Source organism: Selenomonas sp. CM52 (genome assembly GCF_000292955.1).
Taxonomy (GTDB): domain Bacteria; phylum Bacillota; class Negativicutes; order Selenomonadales; family Selenomonadaceae; genus Selenomonas.
Window position 1 is genome coordinate 1 of sequence record NZ_ALNM01000040.1, and the last position, 16,269, is coordinate 16,269.

At 54.9% G+C, this 16,269-nt stretch carries 15 protein-coding genes; 13 read left to right on the plus strand and 2 right to left on the minus strand.

Features of this window, described 5'->3' with window-relative positions:
- The 4 genes from mobB to moaC all read left to right on the plus strand — a co-directional run.
- Positions 1-936, plus strand: a 936-nt coding sequence (gene mobB, locus HMPREF1153_RS09765) for a molybdopterin-guanine dinucleotide biosynthesis protein B (protein WP_037370533.1), incomplete at its 5' end; no start/stop codon positions are given.
- A 3-nt stretch (positions 937-939) separates the two neighbouring features.
- Positions 940-1,629 (plus strand): class I SAM-dependent methyltransferase, encoded by a 690-nt coding sequence (locus HMPREF1153_RS09770; RefSeq protein WP_009646814.1) that lies wholly within the window; start codon positions 940-942, stop codon positions 1,627-1,629.
- A 27-nt stretch (positions 1,630-1,656) separates the two neighbouring features.
- Positions 1,657-2,997 (plus strand): MFS transporter, encoded by a 1,341-nt coding sequence (locus HMPREF1153_RS09775; protein ID WP_009646829.1) that lies wholly within the window; start codon positions 1,657-1,659, stop codon positions 2,995-2,997.
- Between the two features lie 15 nt (positions 2,998-3,012).
- A complete protein-coding gene (gene moaC / locus HMPREF1153_RS09780; protein ID WP_009646836.1) occupies positions 3,013-3,489 on the plus strand; it encodes a cyclic pyranopterin monophosphate synthase MoaC in 477 nt (158 codons plus the stop codon).
- Between the two features lie 88 nt (positions 3,490-3,577).
- Here moaC and HMPREF1153_RS09785 read toward each other — a convergent pair whose 3' ends face one another.
- Complete coding sequence (locus tag HMPREF1153_RS09785) at positions 3,578-4,618, minus strand: nuclease (protein ID WP_009646832.1); 1,041 nt, start codon at positions 4,616-4,618, stop codon at positions 3,578-3,580.
- A gap of 158 nt (positions 4,619-4,776) precedes the next feature.
- Positions 4,777-5,481 (minus strand): Bax inhibitor-1/YccA family protein, encoded by a 705-nt coding sequence (locus tag HMPREF1153_RS09790; protein ID WP_083847487.1) that lies wholly within the window; start codon positions 5,479-5,481, stop codon positions 4,777-4,779.
- 596 nt (positions 5,482-6,077) lie between these two features.
- On the opposite strand from HMPREF1153_RS09790, the gene glmS reads away from it, so the two are divergent.
- The 9 genes from glmS (at position 6,078) to proB (ending at position 16,231) form a co-directional block, all read left to right on the plus strand.
- Positions 6,078-7,907, plus strand: coding sequence for a glutamine--fructose-6-phosphate transaminase (isomerizing) (gene glmS / locus HMPREF1153_RS09795; protein WP_009646808.1), 1,830 nt, complete (start codon positions 6,078-6,080; stop codon positions 7,905-7,907).
- A 24-nt stretch (positions 7,908-7,931) separates the two neighbouring features.
- Positions 7,932-9,434 carry an IMP dehydrogenase gene (locus HMPREF1153_RS09800; protein WP_009646802.1) on the plus strand — a complete coding sequence of 501 codons (1,503 nt, stop codon included), beginning with the start codon at positions 7,932-7,934 and terminating at the stop codon, positions 9,432-9,434.
- A 298-nt stretch (positions 9,435-9,732) separates the two neighbouring features.
- A complete protein-coding gene (locus HMPREF1153_RS09805; protein ID WP_037370536.1) occupies positions 9,733-10,929 on the plus strand; it encodes a hypothetical protein in 1,197 nt (398 codons plus the stop codon).
- A gap of 264 nt (positions 10,930-11,193) precedes the next feature.
- Positions 11,194-12,417, plus strand: coding sequence for a hypothetical protein (locus tag HMPREF1153_RS09810; RefSeq protein WP_009646855.1), 1,224 nt, complete (start codon positions 11,194-11,196; stop codon positions 12,415-12,417).
- 199 nt (positions 12,418-12,616) lie between these two features.
- Positions 12,617-12,928, plus strand: coding sequence for a 50S ribosomal protein L21 (rplU, locus tag HMPREF1153_RS09815; protein ID WP_009646866.1), 312 nt, complete (start codon positions 12,617-12,619; stop codon positions 12,926-12,928).
- On the plus strand, positions 12,928-13,239 hold the full coding sequence (locus HMPREF1153_RS09820; protein WP_006193089.1) for a ribosomal-processing cysteine protease Prp: 312 nt from the start codon (positions 12,928-12,930) through the stop codon (positions 13,237-13,239). Before rplU ends, HMPREF1153_RS09820 begins: the two co-directional genes overlap by 1 nt.
- A 5-nt stretch (positions 13,240-13,244) precedes the next feature.
- On the plus strand, positions 13,245-13,526 hold the full coding sequence (rpmA, locus tag HMPREF1153_RS09825) for a 50S ribosomal protein L27 (protein ID WP_006193088.1): 282 nt from the start codon (positions 13,245-13,247) through the stop codon (positions 13,524-13,526).
- A 208-nt stretch (positions 13,527-13,734) separates the two neighbouring features.
- Positions 13,735-15,027, plus strand: a complete 1,293-nt coding sequence (gene obgE / locus HMPREF1153_RS09830; RefSeq protein ID WP_009646800.1) for a GTPase ObgE — start codon at positions 13,735-13,737, stop codon at positions 15,025-15,027.
- A 76-nt stretch (positions 15,028-15,103) separates the two neighbouring features.
- Positions 15,104-16,231 carry a glutamate 5-kinase gene (gene proB / locus HMPREF1153_RS09835; RefSeq protein WP_009646803.1) on the plus strand — a complete coding sequence of 376 codons (1,128 nt, stop codon included), beginning with the start codon at positions 15,104-15,106 and terminating at the stop codon, positions 16,229-16,231.
- Positions 16,232-16,269: the final 38 nt, after the last annotated feature.

Here is a 16,269-nt window from a genome sequence, read left to right on the forward strand (position 1 = left end):
GTCGATGAAACGGCGGGGCAGGGGCCTGTGGCGGGGCTTTCACGCGGCCTGGCGGCGAGTTCTCATACTTGGTCCTTCGCCGTGTCGGCGGATATGCCCTTTTTCTCCTTCGACGCAGCGAGAGAACTTCTGCCCAAGGCGGAGCGCATGGTGCGAGCCGTCGTGCCCGTCGCCGAAGGACGGTGCGAGCCGCTTGCCGCGCTCTACCACAAGGAAACGGCGCACGTGTTCTCTGCGGCTATGGCGGCAGGTGAGCGCAGTCTTCGGCGAGCGGCCGCCGCGCTTCCCGCGCTTGACGTTCCCGTTCGCGCGGGCGCATGCTTCTTCAATGTGAACACGCCCGCCGCCCTTCGCTTGGCGCGCGGCCGAGCGGCGAACCTCGTGCGCCGCGTGCCCCTCGTATCCATCGTTGCTCCCGCATCGGGCACAGGCAAGACAACCTTTGTCGAAAAGCTCCTGCCGCTCTTGACCTCGCGCGGCGTGCGCGTCGGCGTCGTCAAGAGCGATGCGCACGGCATTGTCCTGAACGACGGAACGAAGGACAGCGGACGCTTCCGCGCGGCGGGCGCGTCGAGCGTCGCCGTCGTTGCGCCTGCGGGCTTCTGGCTCTACGAGCGCACGCAGGAGAAGCTCTCGCTGGAAGTCGCCGCCGCACGCATGACGGACGTCGATCTCGTGCTCATCGAGACGCGCTCGCACGGCGTATTTCCCGCCTTGTCGCTCTGGCGCGAGCTGGAAGAGCCGCTGCTCGACGAGCGCGTCGCGGCGCTCTTCTCCTCTTGCCATGAGCGGCAGGCGGAAGGGATTTTGCAGCTTGACCTCGAAGCTATGGAGGATGCCGCACATCTCGTCCTTTTTCTGATGGGGCGGGAGGAAGGATTCGATCTGCGTCGAATCGCATGGGACGGCGGCCACAGCGGAAAGGGAGGCGCATAGTGCATGAATGATATCGAAAAGAAAGAGCGCAAGGTGCAGCGCGCGTATCGCCAGCTCGGCAATATCGCGCGCCTATACGACGGCATGATGACGAATACGAGTTGGGCGGGGCGCTTTGCCATCCGCTGGCTCTGGGGCTTCGCCTCCTATCCGGAGTTTCTGGCGATGGCGTATCGCGGACTCCCCGCAGATTTTCGCGGCAGGCTGCTCGAAGTTCCCGTCGGCACGGGCGTGCTGTCGTTTCCGCATTATGAGAAGATGAAGGAGGCGCAGATCACCTGCCTCGATGTTTCGGAGACGATGCTGGAGGCGGCGAAAAAGCACGCGGCGAACTTTTCTCTCGGCGCGACAGACTTTGCGCTCGGCGATGTCGGCGATTTGCAGTATGCGGATGAAACTTTTGATTTCGTATTGTCCGTCAACGGCTTTCACGCGTTTCCCGAGAAGGAGAAGGCGTACCGCGAGACGGAGCGCGTCCTAAAGCGCGGCGGCATATTTTCCGGCTCGATGTATGTGCGCGGCAAGAGCCGGCGCACCGATTTTTTCGTCAAGCAGTTCTGCGAGCGGCGCGGCTTCTTCTCGCCGCCCTACGAGACGGAGGAGAGCCTGTGGGCAAGGCTTCAGGCGATGTACGGCGAGGTCGACATCATGACGATCGGCTCATTCGCAGGCTTTCGTTGCAAGAAGATTTAAGTTGTTTTCATGAGGAGTGTTGAATCAATGGCTGATGAAATGGCATGGAAGAATCTCGGTCCCAATCCATCGCGCAAGGAGATCCTTGCATGCTGGAATCCCGAGGACGCGGGCTTTTGGGAGAAGTATGGCAAGCGTATCGCGACGCAGAATCTCTACACCTCGACTTGGGCGCTCGTCCTGAGCTTCGTTGCGTGGACGCTCTGGGCGACGATCGCGGCGAAGCTCAAGTTTATCGGCTTCAACTTCTCGGACGATCAGATTTTCACGCTCGCGGCGCTGCCCGGTCTCGTCGGCGCGACGGGGCGCCTGTTTTACACGTATCTGCCGGGGCTGATTGGCGGCAGGAACTCCACTTTCATCACGACGGCGCTGCTTCTTCTGCCGCTCTTCGGCTTGGGTCGCGCTCTGCAGGATCCCACAACGTCGTATGAGACTTTCGTCCTTCTCGTGTCTTTCATTGGCATTGCGGGCGCAAACTTCTCCGCTTCGATGGCGAATATCGGCTTCTTCTTCCCCAAGGCGAACAAGGGATTTGCGCTCGGCATCAATGCGGGCATCGGCAACCTCGGCGTATCGCTCATCTATCTGACGACGCCGATCCTCTTGGGCTGGAATCTCTCCTCGCTCTTCGGCGAGGGCGTGCCGGGGCCTGATGGCATGATGTATGTGCAGAATGTCTGCTACTTCTGGACGATTCCGACGGCGCTGACGCTCGTCCTCGTCTGGCTCTTCATGGACAATTTGCCGCTGCCGAAGCAAAGCCCCAAGAGCATGATGTCCATCTTCGGCAACAAGCATACGTGGCTCATGTGCTGGATCTACACCTGCGGCTTCGGCTCTTTCATTGGCTTTTCGGCGGCGCTCGGACTGCTCGTCGCGAAGGAATTCCCCGAGATGCCATTCTCTTACGCCGCTTTCCTCGGCCCCTTCATCGGCGCGGGCATCCGCCCCGTCGGCGGCCTCTTGGCGGACAAGATGGACAGCGGTTCGCGCGTCACGCTCATCTCGCTCTTCGTCATGCTCGGCGCGAGCTTCCTCGTGCTCTTCGGAGTGGAGGCGCATCGCTTCCCCGTGTTCTTCGGCGCATTCTTGCTGCTCTTCTTGACGACGGGCTTCATCAACGGCGCTTCCTTCCGCATGATTCCCTACATCTTCAACAATCCGTTCCACTCCTCGCTCGTCACGGGCTTCACGGCGGCAATTGCGGCCTACGGCGCTTTCTTTATCCCGAAGCTCTTCGGCTTCGCCTACGCGAACTACGGCGTCGTCGCTCCCGCCTTCTACATCCTCATCGCGTTCACGGTCAGCACCATCGTTATCACATGGTACTTCTACGACCGCAAGGGTTCGGGAATCCGCTGCTAGGATGAGGTGCATTTCATGGCAAACGAATTGACGCATTTTGATGCGGCAGGCAACGCGCACATGGTCGATGTCAGCGAAAAGAAGGAAACGGAACGCATCGCGCGTGCGAGCGGCCGCATCCTTGTAAGCCCTGCCGTCTACGAGGCGATTGCGGGCGGCACGGCAAAGAAGGGCGACGTCCTCGGCGTCGCGCGCATCGCCGGCATCATGGCGGCGAAGAAGACGAGCGACGCGATCCCGCTGTGCCATCCGCTGCCGCTGACGCGCGTGAGCATCGACTTTGGGCTTCTGTCCGAAGCATCTGCGGTCGAAGCGCGTGCCGAGGTCAAGACGCGCGGCGTCACGGGCGTCGAGATGGAAGCGCTGCACGCTGTGAGCGTTGCGCTCTTGACGATCTACGACATGTGCAAGGCGCTCGACAAGCGCATGGAAATCACCGCGTTGCACTTAGACGCCAAGAGCGGCGGCAAGAGCGGCGATTTTCAGCGCTGATGGAAAATCAACAAACAGCAATAAAAATCCCGCGCACTTTTGAGGTGCGCGGGATTTTTATTGCTTCGCCGATGGTTGGCGATGTTTTTCAATTCAAATTGGGCATCTTTTGGTGCAAGGCTTTGATTTCTTCGATCGACAAGTTTGTGATACGTGCAACCATATCGACGGGAAGTCCTTCTTTGAGCATGGAAAGAGCCGTTTCTCTGCGGGTGTTTTCTGCGCCGCGCTCCATGCCTTGGGCGATGCCGCGCTCCATGCCTTGGGCGATGCCACGCTCCATGCCTTGTTCATAGATGCCTGTACTCAAATTGCACATCGTTTTCATCTCCTCTTCTATATCTGTAGTTGTATCCATATCGAATTCATCTTTCAGAAGTTGTTTCTTTCTCATGGCTGGTGTTCGTGTGTCTTTGAACAGCAGACGCAGGAAGCGGATGAGCCAATCTTCATAGGGTGGCTGCTCTTCGCCGAGATATATGGTGATGATGCTGATCAGGTCATAATCCGCATGATTGGCCTTATATTCATGAAGAATATGATGTTCATTGAGATCGTAGCGATTGATGGAGCTTTTGCCATCGGGCGAATCCATGCAAAGCCAGATGCTGTAGACCTTTTTGAGGTCATCGTAGGATGAGCCTGTAAACTCGGTTTCTTTCTGAGATGAAATCAAACGGCTCGCATAGTAAATGGCTCGTTTCAAGAGTGCATAGCCGAGTTTGGAGCTTCGTTGAGTTCGTTGTGCTTCGACGTTGATGATCAGGGTGATGAGCTCGCCCGATTTCGGAACACGCGCATGAAAGAGGATGTCAAAACGAATCCAGCCTTCCGTGATGCCGATATTTTCCGTAGCGGAACCGAGAAACTCTTTTGGGGAGCGCGGGGTGTTTCCAACCGCATTGGTCATATCCCTGTCAATAGGAATCTCACTGATCTGCGGTGTGCCTTCAATATATTTTTCAGCAATATCGGAAATCGTCGCTTCTTTGAATTCCGGCACGGTTCGTTTGAGGAGGCGTGCCATGATAGTTCTTTGTGCAAGCAGGCGTTTGGCATGTTGATCATACGTCGGATTTCGATAATCAGACGCATGATATTCCGACGGAAGGTCTTCTTTCTGCTGCATGATGCAATGTCACCTTCTTTTGCCTTTATTATATCATTGAAACGCCATTCTATCCAGTGTCGCCAAGGAGTGGCGGATTATTTTGAGAAAATGCGAAAAAGCCCGCCCATTCCCCACTTCGATAAGTATTGGAGGAATAGGCGGGCTTTGCTTTGCGTTCAGTCTCTTCCCGATAGCATTCGCAGCAAATCGAGAATTTCGACGTAGAGCCAGATGAGGGTCACGAGCAGCGAGAAGGCGCAGTACCATTCGTAGTCTTTCGGCAGGCCTTCCTGCACGCTGCGGTTGATCAGCTCGTAGTCCATGAAGAGGCACAGTGTCGCGACGCCGATGATGACAAGCTCGATGGCGATGGCGACGATGCCGCCGTCGTGCAGCATCGGGAAGTGGATGCCGAAGAAGCCGAGCACCATTTCCGCGATGTACGTGAGGACGACGCCCGTCAGAGCGATCATCGTGATGCGCATGAACTTCGAGTTGACTGTCACAAGGCCGCGTGCATAGACGAGTCCGGCAGCGATGGCGATGCCGAAGGTCAGCATGACGGCATTGACGAGTATGCTCGGCGAGATGAACGCGACCGTCACGGATAGGCACGCGAGACACATGCCCTCTAGGATCGCATAGAGCGGTGCGAGAAGCCCTGCGGTGCCGGGCTTGAAGGAAACGATCAAGGCCGTGATAAGCCCCATGACGGCGGTCACCATCGTCGTCGTTGGCGTTGCATAGCCCGTGAGCCAAGTGATGACGGCGGAAGCCGCGACGATGAGGACAAGCCCCGTGCTCTTTATGGCGATGCCGCTGTAGCTCGCGGCTTCTCCAGAAAAGACGGCGTCCGTCGCTCTGCTCATTCTCGATAACATGGGATTGTTCAAGAGATCAGCTCCTTTGCTGTAGTTGATGAACCAAGGCGCAGACAAGCTGCGACTTTCTTCTATTATAAAGGGAGGCAGACGTTTTGTCTACGTTCCTCATGAAATGTAAAGGAAGCGTTGATAAAACGAGGTCGCCCAGATTTGCGAGGATGGGTGGCTGAATTTATCAGTGATTCCTATAGAAACGGTGCACCACGAGCGGCAAAAGAGGGCGCGTGAATCCTATTGACAAATCAGGGAAGATAAACTAAAATAGCAAAAATATACATCATGCGGTGCGTGAAAAAATGCTTTCATGCGCTGAATATGAGCGGTCTGCCTGTCGGCTGCGATGATGGGAAGGAGCATGGAGAAGGGGAAAAGGCGTATGCCTTAGCGCGAGACCTTGCAGGAGCGTACTGCAAGGGGACGAGGAAGAGGTTGTCGAACATTCAGCGGATGCCTCTCGGCTGCATCGGTCGTAAAAAGCTGCAAAGCCCCTTGGTGACGGGGGGGGACAAGGCAGTTCATAAGATGGGCAGGAACAGAAATGAATATGGAATGGCAGGCGTTTTGCCTGCCGGAAACTTAGGAGGTTTTTGCCTATGTGTGGAATCGTTGGTTATGTCGGCAAGCGTCAGGCGACGCCGTTTCTCATCGAGGGGCTGACGAAGCTTGAGTATCGCGGCTATGATTCGTCGGGCATCGCCGTCTTGAACGAGGATAAGATCCGCGTGGAAAAATGCGTGGGGCGTCTTGCCGAACTCAAGCGAATCATCGAAGGAAATGAGCCGGCAGGTCATATCGGCATCGGTCATACGCGTTGGGCGACGCATGGACGTCCGTCGGACAGCAACGCACATCCGCATACAGACTGCGCGGGCAATTTCGCCGTTGTGCACAACGGCATCATCGAAAACTATATGTCGCTGAAGGAAGATTTGATTGAAAAAGGTCATTCCTTCAAGTCGGAGACGGATACAGAGGTCGTCGCACACCTGTTGGAGGAAGTCTACAACGGCGACTTCGAGGCCTCGGTGCGCGAGGTGCTTTCGCGCATCGAAGGCTCTTACGCTCTCGTATTCATGTCGCGCGAGCATCCCGACCGCCTGATCTGCACGAAGCAGGACAATCCGCTTGTCATCGGTCTCGGCGAAGGGGAGAATTTCATCGCGTCCGACATCCCCGCGATCATCGCGCGCACGCGGCGCACCTACATCGTCAATGACGGTGAGATGGCGGTCGTCAAGGCGGACGGCGTGCATATCACGAATCGCCGCGGCGAAGTCGTGACGAAGAAGGTCTTCGAGGTCAACTGGAACGCCGAGGCGGCGGAAAAGGGCGGCTACGAGCACTTCATGCTCAAGGAGATTCACGAGCAGCCGAAGGCCGTACGCGACACGATGTCGCCGCGCATTGCCAAGGACGGCAAGCATATCGTCATGGACGAGCTGCGCTGGAGCCGCGAATTCCTCGACTCGTTCAATAAGGTTTACATCGTCGCCTGCGGCACGGCGTATCATGCGGGTCTTGTCGGCAAGTACTACATCGAGAAGCTCGCGCGCATCCCCGTCGAGGTCGACGTTGCGTCGGAGTTCCGCTACCGTTCGCCGATCATCGACGAGAACACCCTGATGATTGTCGTCAGCCAGTCGGGTGAGACGAGCGACACGCTCGCTGCCTTGAAGGAAGCCAAGCGTCTCGGTGCGAAGAGCCTCGCCGTCACGAACGTCGTCGGCTCGTCCATCGCGCGTGAGGCCGCGCAGGTGCTCTACACCTGGGCGGGACCTGAGATCGCCGTTGCCTCGACGAAAGCGTACACGACGCAGCTCATCTTGATGTTCATGCTCGCCGTCTACATGGCAGATCTCAAGGGAACGCTAGCGAAGGAGCGCAGCGAGGCTTTGATCGAGGGACTTACAAAGATTCCCGCGCAGATCAGCGAGACGCTGAGCGACGTCGAGCCGATCAAGACGTTTGCGAAGCAGTACGGCTTCAACGAGGACGTCTTCTTCATCGGACGCGGTCTCGACTATCATGTGGCGCTTGAAGGCTCGCTGAAGCTCAAGGAGATTTCCTATATTCACGCCGAGGCCTATGCGGCGGGCGAGCTCAAGCACGGCACGCTTGCGCTCATCGTCGAGGGCGTGCCCGTCATCGCGCTCGCGACGCAGAAGAGCGTCTATGAGAAGACCTTGTCGAACATCAAGGAAGTCAAGGCGCGTGACGCCGTTGTCATCGGCATTGCCGCCGAGGGCGATACGGAACTCGAAAAGTACGTCGATCACGTCATCCACGTGCCCGAGACGGATGAGCTTCTGATTCCTCTCTTGACGGTCGTGCCGCTGCAGCTGCTTGCCTACTTCGCTGCCATCACGCGCGGCTGCGACGTGGACAAGCCGCGCAACCTCGCGAAGTCCGTCACGGTCGAATGATGCTAGAAGAAATGAGGGGTTAAAATGGCATATTATTTCACAGAGCCGTCGCATACCTTTGGTGAATACTTGCTCGTGCCCGGGTACTCCTCGGAGCAGTGCGTTCCGGCGAATGTCTCGCTTCAGACGCCGCTCGTGAAGTTCCGTCGCGGAGAAGAGCCGAAGATCAAGATGAACATTCCGATGACTTCGGCGATCATGCAGGCGGTGTCGAACGACACGATGGCGATCGCTTTGGCGCGCGAGGGCGGCGTGTCCTTCATCTACGGTTCGCAGACGCCCGAGCAGGAAGCGGCGATGATCTCTCGCGTCAAGAACTATAAGTCGGGCTTCGTGAGCAGCGATTCGAACATCAAGCCGACGACGACGCTCGGCGAGGTCTTGGCGCTCAAGGACGCGACGGGACATTCGACGATGGCGGTCACGGAGGACGGCACGCCGAACGGCAAGCTCGTCGGCATCGTCACGAGCCGCGACTACCGCGTGACGCGCATGAGTTTCGACACGCCAGTCAAGGATTTCATGACGCCGTTCGAACGCCTCATTTACGCAGATGCCAATCTCACGCTGCCGCAGGCGAACGATCTCATCTGGGAGCACAAGCTCAACATGCTGCCGCTCATTGACGAGAACCAGCGCCTGCGCTACATGGTGTTCCGCAAGGACTACACGGACAATAAGGAGAATGAGCTTGAGCTGATCGACGAGCGCAAGCGCTACATCGTCGGCGCGGGCATCAACACGCGCGACTATGCCGAGCGCGTGCCGGCGCTCCTTGAGGCGGGTGCGGACGTCCTTTGCATCGACTCTTCCGAGGGCTATTCGGAGTGGCAGAAGAAGACGCTTGAGTACATCCACAAGGAATTCGGCGAGGATGTCAAGGTCGGCGCGGGCAATGTTGTCGACGGCGAAGGCTTCCGTTTCCTCGCGGATGCGGGCGCAGACTTCGTCAAGGTCGGCATCGGCGGCGGCTCGATCTGCATCACGCGCGAGACGAAAGGAATCGGCCGCGGTCAGGCTACGGCGGTCATCGACGTCTGCCGCGCGCGTGACGAATATTTCAAGGAGACGGGCGTCTACATCCCCGTTTGCTCGGACGGCGGCATCGTGCACGACTATCACATGACGCTCGCCTTGGCGATGGGCGCGGACTTCATGATGCTCGGCCGCTACTTCTCGCGCTTCGACGAGAGCCCGACGGACAAGGTCAAGGTCAACGGCACCTACTACAAGGAATATTGGGGTGAAGGCTCGAACCGCGCGCGCAACTGGCAGCGCTACGACCTCGGCGGCGACCGCAAGCTGTCGTTTGAAGAGGGCGTCGACTCCTACGTTCCCTATGCCGGTTCCCTGCGCGACAACATTCACATCTCGCTGAGCAAGATTCGCTCGACGATGTGCAACTGCGGTGCGCTCAACCTCAGTGAGTTGCGCGACAAAGCGAAGATCACGCTCGTATCTTCGACGAGCATCGTCGAGGGCGGCTCGCACGATGTCATCTTGAAGGACAAGTTTGGCCGTGACTGATTTTTTGCTATAAAGAGCATAGAAAAAGCCCTTCCGCGCCGGCGGAAGGGCTTTTGACGTGGTGCGCTGCATCGTGGACGGGTGCGCCGCCCTTAATGAAAGTTGCCAATCAGTCTGCGCCTTTGGCTTGACTTCTTGGACTTTCATAATAAAGAGAACGGACATTGCTTCCAACGTGGAAGCAAGCGTACGTTAAAAAATACTTTACCATATTATAGAGCTGTATTATAATAGAGCGTAAGAGAATTTTCAAATATGGTTAATTGTAAGTAAAAGGAGTATTTTTGCGATAAAAAGAATGATTCAATCTATCACACTCTTGTTGACATTCGTCTTTCTATCAGGCGTATGTTTTGCAAGTCGTAATGACCCTCTTGTATATGATGATGGCGGGCATTATCTGCGAATGCCTATGGATAAGGTAGAGGTTCTGCAAGAAGGAGCAGGACAGAAGTATCTTTTGTTTTCTGTAGATGACTACCTGCGCATGGAAACATCTATTCCCATCAATGGATTTTTCATCCCATTCAGTGTCGGTACAGACAAACTTCAAACAAGAACTTTTCTTTTTGACCAAATGCAGATGAAGCTTTATTCGATTCCAAATAAAGTAAGGATGGATAAAGAACACGTTGAAACTTGGCTGGAAGAAAATAAAAAGAGTCTGCAAACGCAAAAAATCCCAACGAATTTCAAAGGAGAAAAAACTCCGGAAACTTATGCTGTTCTTTGGGCGAAAAACAACAAGAATAGTCCAAAGCGCGAGCTTGTGCAGAATCTTTTCGATTACAATATTGCTCATGCCAAGGAGTTTGAAGCAATAAAACAAGCACTCCGAGAAAAAGCAGAAGCAAAAAACACACAAAAAAGAGTAGAAGAACTTAAAAACTTGGCGAAAAATGGAAAAATTCGTTTTTACAACGTCGGCAAGGATTTCACATGGCAGTACGATTTCAGCAGAGAAAATTTCGAAGCGTTGCCATTTGACGATGACGTACATGAGGTATGCAGTCATCTTTATAAGCTGACATTATCTCCGAGAGATATTAAATATGTAGTCCTTGCGCCACGTCATGCAAAATTTGATGCAAGAACTACGGAGAACAGTGTCGGATATGGCGACATTATTGAAGTCTATGAGATTGCAAATGAAATCCCAAATGAAAAAGGTGTTCTCGAATTTCACGCTCATACAAATATTTTTCCAGTTGCATACATCGGCGGACAAAGATACATCTCTTATGGGGCATGGAAATCAATGACTTGGGAGGAACTTGCGCCGCAAATTGCAAACGAGGAAACAACAGAGATTCATACATCTGTTGCCATCGGACCTGCGCCAATGGAGGGACATATCGAAGCAACAGAAAGTCCGACGAAATGGAAGATTCGTCAATATAATAATATTGAACCCGATGAGCCTGATGTTTACATACTGGAACAGCTTCCCGACATCGAGGTGCCGGATGCACCTGACGAGCTGCAGCAAGGCTGACAGATGAGCCGAAGTCGCAAAAGGCTTCGGCTTTTCCGTTTTCATAAAATTTTTCAGCCTTTTGCTGTTTACTGCGGGTAACGCTTGAACATACATATCTATTTCGTAAGATTGCATCCATGAAATAGAATGAGAAGGTCAGATTTGTTCATGACATTGGAATTTGTTTACCTGTCATAGTGGATAATTTTCTCGCAGCCCACAAGATGTAGTGCTATTCTTATAAAAGAAAAGAAAAATTCTTGTGATTGGAGGAAAACGATTATGAAGAAAAAAATTATGGCAATGCTTGCTTTAGGATTCGCTTTTTATGTTGGATATACGGATTTCCCTGTAGCAAACGCCAGCATGGAAATTACATATACGGAAAAAGAAGAGCAGAAGGCAAGTCCGCAACATGTTCGAGAAAAAGAAAAATGGGAACAATACGATAAGCACAGTTCTCTAAAAGTTTCTCAGAATCATGCTGTTTTAAATGAAATTCAGCGCGACCTTGTAAATTCAAACCCATCTCGTTTGACTATGGATTCACATAAAACAAGATATATTAAGCCAGTGTATTTCGTGGATGGCGTAGCTTCGAGAGACGCATTAGAAGGTGGGGCATCCAGTAGTGTAGGAGGGGCTATTTATTTCACATCCGTAAGATACAACGAATTTCGATTGACTGTGATGAATAGTCAAGATATGGAAACAATCCATGGGGAAACGAAATATATTGGTTATCCTATCTACGCTCGCAATGAAGGTCGCTACAATGTTTATTTTCGTTCTTTGCTCGCGAGCGTATTGGGGCATGAAATGTATCATTGGGAACATCGAGATAGTGTACGAACAGAAACGACTCTGGCAGAAGGTAGACAACTTGAGTTTGGGGCAGATATGGGCGGAATGAGCTATCTGGGTAACACAGAAACTTTAAGTTATGGTGGAACTTTGATGTGGCTTGCTCGTGATGATGAATATGACAGAGATCTAGACGAAACCAGCGACCATCCGCCTACAGGGTATCGTTTTGAGCGCATCAAGAAAGCGCTAGAGGCAAAATCTGGTGGGCGGTTGGAGCTGGATTGGCAACGTCCGCATGGATTCTTTATTGACGGCAAGCATGTTCTTATGCCAGAAGTCCTTGACGCTTTCCCGCCCAAGGACATTAACAAAAAGGACTACACAAAAGAACCTAGTCTTGCCACAGAAGCAGAACATAATTTCTATGTTTTTGGCAATATTGCGTGGGCGATGGAACATGGTCTTTGGAAACGTAAAAATATCCGTATCTATGACCTAAAAGAAGTTTTTCCAGAAGTTCCATGGGATAAAGGATATGTGATTGCAATTCAAAATGGCAATAAGCGTAAGCTGATTGATGTTGCCATGGTTGCAAATAAGAAAATTATTCAACAAGTTTTTGATGGAACATATCCAAATATCAAAAAATATAAAGATTTTATCGCATTATATAAAATCTTTAGCACATTGGATAAATAAGAAAAGGGTTGTGACAAAATGTGAGAGCATCCTGTCACATACTCGTTCATCATTGCCGTTTGACTTTTCCCGTCTCCTATGATATTATCTTACGGTAAATGTTTGCGTCTTTCACGCAGCATTTTTCAACCGCTCGGCGAGGTTTTGAAACGGCTTTGCCGTACCGTAGTCGGCGAGTAACACGCAGGGAGGTGTTTTCATGTACGCTATTATCAAGACCGGAGGCAAGCAGTACCGCGTTGCCGAGGGTGATGTCATCCGCATCGAGAAGCTCAGCGCTGAAGAGGGCGAGGGCGTGACGTTCGATGAGGTTCTGACGGTTGTTGACGGCGATACCGTCAAGGTTGGCCGTCCGCTCGTCGAGGGCGCGAAGGTAACGGGCAAGGTTCAGGCGCAGGGCAAGGACAAGAAGATTCTCGTCTTCAAGTACAAGGCGAAGTCGAACTACCGTCGTCGTCAGGGTCATCGTCAGCCTTTCACGAAGGTCGTTATCGAGAAGATTGAAGCTTGATGATCGAGATCGAGATCGAGCGTCAAGACGGGAAAATATCGGGCTGCCGGGTCAAGGGGCACAACGGCGAATATGGCGCCGACATCGTCTGTGCGGGAGTTTCCTCCATCGTGCAGACAGCTCTTCTCGGCATAGGAAAGCATCTGCATCGCGAGGTAAGCTATCGTGTCGCGAGTGGGGACTTTTTCCTGAAGCTCAAGGAAGCGCCCGACGATTTCACCGAAGCTGTGTTGGAAACAATGCGGCTGGGGTTGGAGGAGATCGAAAAGATCGAGCCCGACGCCGTAAAGATTTCATACAAAGAGAGGTGAGATCCATGTTTAAGTTTGATTTGCAGCTTTTCGCGCATAAGAAGGGCGTGAGCAGCACGCGCAACGGCCGTGACAGTGAGTCCAAGCGCCTTGGCGTAAAGGAGCACGCGGGCACGGTTGTGACGGCGGGCAGCATTCTCGTGCGTCAGCGCGGCACGCATTTCCATCCGGGTCACAACGTGGGCATCGGCAAGGACGATACGCTTTTCGCCAAGGTGGCGGGCAAGGTCGCTTTTGAGCGCAAGGGTCGCTACAACCGCCAGGTCAGCGTTTATCCGACGGCTTAAGGCTTAAGGAGGTGCTGAGTTTATTGGCGCTTCCTTAAATATGTTGCAAGAAAGAGTACCTGCGCCTTTTGCGACGCAGGTATCTTTTTCTATCTGAGGCTCGGGGCGCTTGGCGCTCATGCTCCAGCGCCGCAGGTTTTGCGGCGCTGAGGCATGTGCATCAAGGGCGCAGGGATGACGCCGAGGGCGTTCTTGAAAGGAGGCAGCGATGCAGTTTATCGATCGTGCGAAGATCAGCGTGAAAGCGGGGGACGGCGGCAAGGGAAAGTCGGCGTTCCGCCGCGAGAAGTTCATCCCCAAGGGCGGTCCTTCGGGCGGTGACGGCGGCCGCGGTGCGGACATCGTCTTCGTCGTCGACCGCAATATGAACACCTTGCTCGATTTCCGCTATCATCGGAAGTTCAAGGGCAAGGACGGCGGCAACGGGGACATCAAGAATATGACGGGCGCGAACGCCGAACCGTGCTACATCAAGGTGCCGCCGGGAACGCTCGTCAAGGATGCGGCGACGGGCGCGGTGCTCGCCGATCTCACGGAGGTCGGGCAAGAGGCCGTCATCGCGAAGGCGGGGCGCGGCGGGCGCGGCAATGCACGCTTCTCTAACTCTGCGAACCGTGCGCCGACGTTTGCGGAGCTTGGCGAACCGGGCGAGAGCAAGGAGCTTCTGTTGGAGCTCAAGCTGCTCGCCGATGTCGGGCTCGTCGGCTATCCGAGCGTCGGCAAGTCGAGCCTCATCACGGCGGTTTCGGCGGCGCGTCCTGAGGTTGCCGCTTACCATTTCACGACGCTCGTGCCCGTGCTCGGCGTCGTGCAGACGGACTACGAGAAGAATTTCGTCATGGCGGACATCCCGGGACTCATCGAGGGCGCGGCGGACGGTGCGGGTCTCGGGCACGACTTCCTGCGCCATGTCGAGCGCACGCGTCTCATCCTGCATCTTGTCGATGCTTCCGGCATCGAGGGACGCGATCCCGTAGAGGACTACTACCGCATCAACGCGGAGCTCAAGAAGTACAGTGAGAAGATCGCCTCGCGCACGCAGATCCTCGTCGCTAACAAGATGGACTTGCCCGAAGCGGCTGAGAATCTGCCCCGTCTGGAAGCCCTCGCAAAGAAGGAGGGCATTCGCATCTTCGCCGTTTCAGCGGCCGCGCATCAAGGCTTGAAGGAACTCATCGACTATGTGGGCGAGACGCTTGAAACCTTGAAGGAAGAGCCGCAGGAGGAAGCGAAAGAGGTGCGCGTCTACGAAGCCTCATTTGATGCAGAGGCAGACGAGGACGCCGTGACGATCACGCGCAACGACCGCGCTGATTTCATCGTCTCGAACAAGGCATTGGAAAAACTCGTCGCCATGACGAACTTCGGCAACGACGAGGCCGTGCGCCGCTTCCAGTATATATGGCGCATGAAGAAGATCGACGCGCTCTTGAAAGAGCGCGGCATCAAGGAAGGCATGACGGTTCATATCGGCGATATGGAGTTCGAGTACCGCGAGTAGCGGTGAAAAGAGAAGTGCAGCTGTGTGAGGACAGGCGGCTGAACGTATCAGCGGTTCTTCGAGGGGGGCATGGTGTATGAATGCACGCGAACGTCTGCGCGAGGCGAAGCGCATCGTCGTCAAGGTTGGTACGAGCACGCTCGTGCGCACTTCGGGAAAGCCTGACTTTCGGCGCATGGATCGCCTCGTGCGCGAGATTGCCGACCTCAAGAACGCGGGGCGCGAGATGGTTCTCGTGAGCTCGGGCGCCATCGCCATCGGCATGGACAGCATCGGCCTGCAGAAGAAGCCGGCGGAGATTCCCGCACGCCAGGCCTTGGCGGCCATCGGGCAGTCGAGCCTCATGACGCTTTACAAGAAGTTTTTTGCCGACTACGGACAGACGGCGGCGCAGGTGCTCCTGACGAAGGAGAATGCCGCGCGTCACCATCAGTATGCCAATTCGCGCAATGCGCTCCTGGAGCTTCTTGCCATGGGCGTCGTGCCCGTCATCAACGAGAACGATGTCGTCGCCGTCGACGAGATCAAGATCGGCGACAATGACACGCTGTCGGCGACGGTCGCGACGCTTATCGACGCCGACGCCTTGCTCATTCTTTCGGATATTGACGGGCTTTACACGGCAAATCCGCAGGAAGACAAGACAGCACGATTGATTCCTGAGGTCGCGGAGATCACGCCCGAGATCGAGCGCATGGCGGGCGGTGCCGGCTCTTCCTTCGGCACGGGCGGCATGGCGACGAAGATCGAGGCGGCGAAGATTGCTGTGAATGCGGGCGCGACGTTTGTCATTGCGCCGAGTGCGAAGGATGACGTGATTTCCGCTGTCCTTGCGGGCGAGATTGTGGGCACGGTGTTTCCCGCGAAGGAATCGCATCTCAAGGTGCGAAAAAGTTGGCTCGCCTTCGGCAAGCGCATCGCGGGCGACGTCATCGTCGACGAGGGCTGCGAGGAGGCGATGCGCACGCATGGCTCAAGCCTTCTGGCAGCGGGCATCCGCGCCGTCGAGGGCGGCTTCGCGGCGGGTACGACGGTGCGCGTGCTGTCAGCGCGTCAGCAGGAGATTGCGCGCGGCATCGTCAATTACAGTGCGCAGCAGATCGAGAAGATTGCAGGGCGCAAGAGCCGCGATTTCGCAGGACTCATCGAGGGCGAGATCCACGAGGAGGTCATCCACCGCGACAATATGGTTCTGATGGTCTGAAGCCCCGCATTGCGTCGGGGCTTCAGTATGGGGAGGGG

What these genes read in the sequence shown, in the direction of transcription:
- HMPREF1153_RS09800 (WP_009646802.1), top strand. Translation starts at nt 7,932, where the DNA reads ATGGCATATTATTTCACAGAGCCGTCGCATACCTTTGGTGAATACTTG.
- HMPREF1153_RS09785 (WP_009646832.1), bottom strand. Translation starts at nt 4,618, where the DNA reads ATGCAGCAGAAAGAAGACCTTCCGTCGGAATATCATGCGTCTGATTAT.
- moaC (WP_009646836.1), top strand. Translation starts at nt 3,013, where the DNA reads ATGGCAAACGAATTGACGCATTTTGATGCGGCAGGCAACGCGCACATG.
- rpmA (WP_006193088.1), top strand. Translation starts at nt 13,245, where the DNA reads ATGTTTAAGTTTGATTTGCAGCTTTTCGCGCATAAGAAGGGCGTGAGC.
- HMPREF1153_RS09810 (WP_009646855.1), top strand. Translation starts at nt 11,194, where the DNA reads ATGAAGAAAAAAATTATGGCAATGCTTGCTTTAGGATTCGCTTTTTAT.
- glmS (WP_009646808.1), top strand. Translation starts at nt 6,078, where the DNA reads ATGTGTGGAATCGTTGGTTATGTCGGCAAGCGTCAGGCGACGCCGTTT.
- HMPREF1153_RS09775 (WP_009646829.1), top strand. Translation starts at nt 1,657, where the DNA reads ATGGCTGATGAAATGGCATGGAAGAATCTCGGTCCCAATCCATCGCGC.
- HMPREF1153_RS09790 (WP_083847487.1), bottom strand. Translation starts at nt 5,481, where the DNA reads ATGTTATCGAGAATGAGCAGAGCGACGGACGCCGTCTTTTCTGGAGAA.
- HMPREF1153_RS09770 (WP_009646814.1), top strand. Translation starts at nt 940, where the DNA reads ATGAATGATATCGAAAAGAAAGAGCGCAAGGTGCAGCGCGCGTATCGC.
- proB (WP_009646803.1), top strand. Translation starts at nt 15,104, where the DNA reads ATGAATGCACGCGAACGTCTGCGCGAGGCGAAGCGCATCGTCGTCAAG.
- HMPREF1153_RS09820 (WP_006193089.1), top strand. Translation starts at nt 12,928, where the DNA reads ATGATCGAGATCGAGATCGAGCGTCAAGACGGGAAAATATCGGGCTGC.
- obgE (WP_009646800.1), top strand. Translation starts at nt 13,735, where the DNA reads ATGCAGTTTATCGATCGTGCGAAGATCAGCGTGAAAGCGGGGGACGGC.
- rplU (WP_009646866.1), top strand. Translation starts at nt 12,617, where the DNA reads ATGTACGCTATTATCAAGACCGGAGGCAAGCAGTACCGCGTTGCCGAG.
- HMPREF1153_RS09805 (WP_037370536.1), top strand. Translation starts at nt 9,733, where the DNA reads ATGATTCAATCTATCACACTCTTGTTGACATTCGTCTTTCTATCAGGC.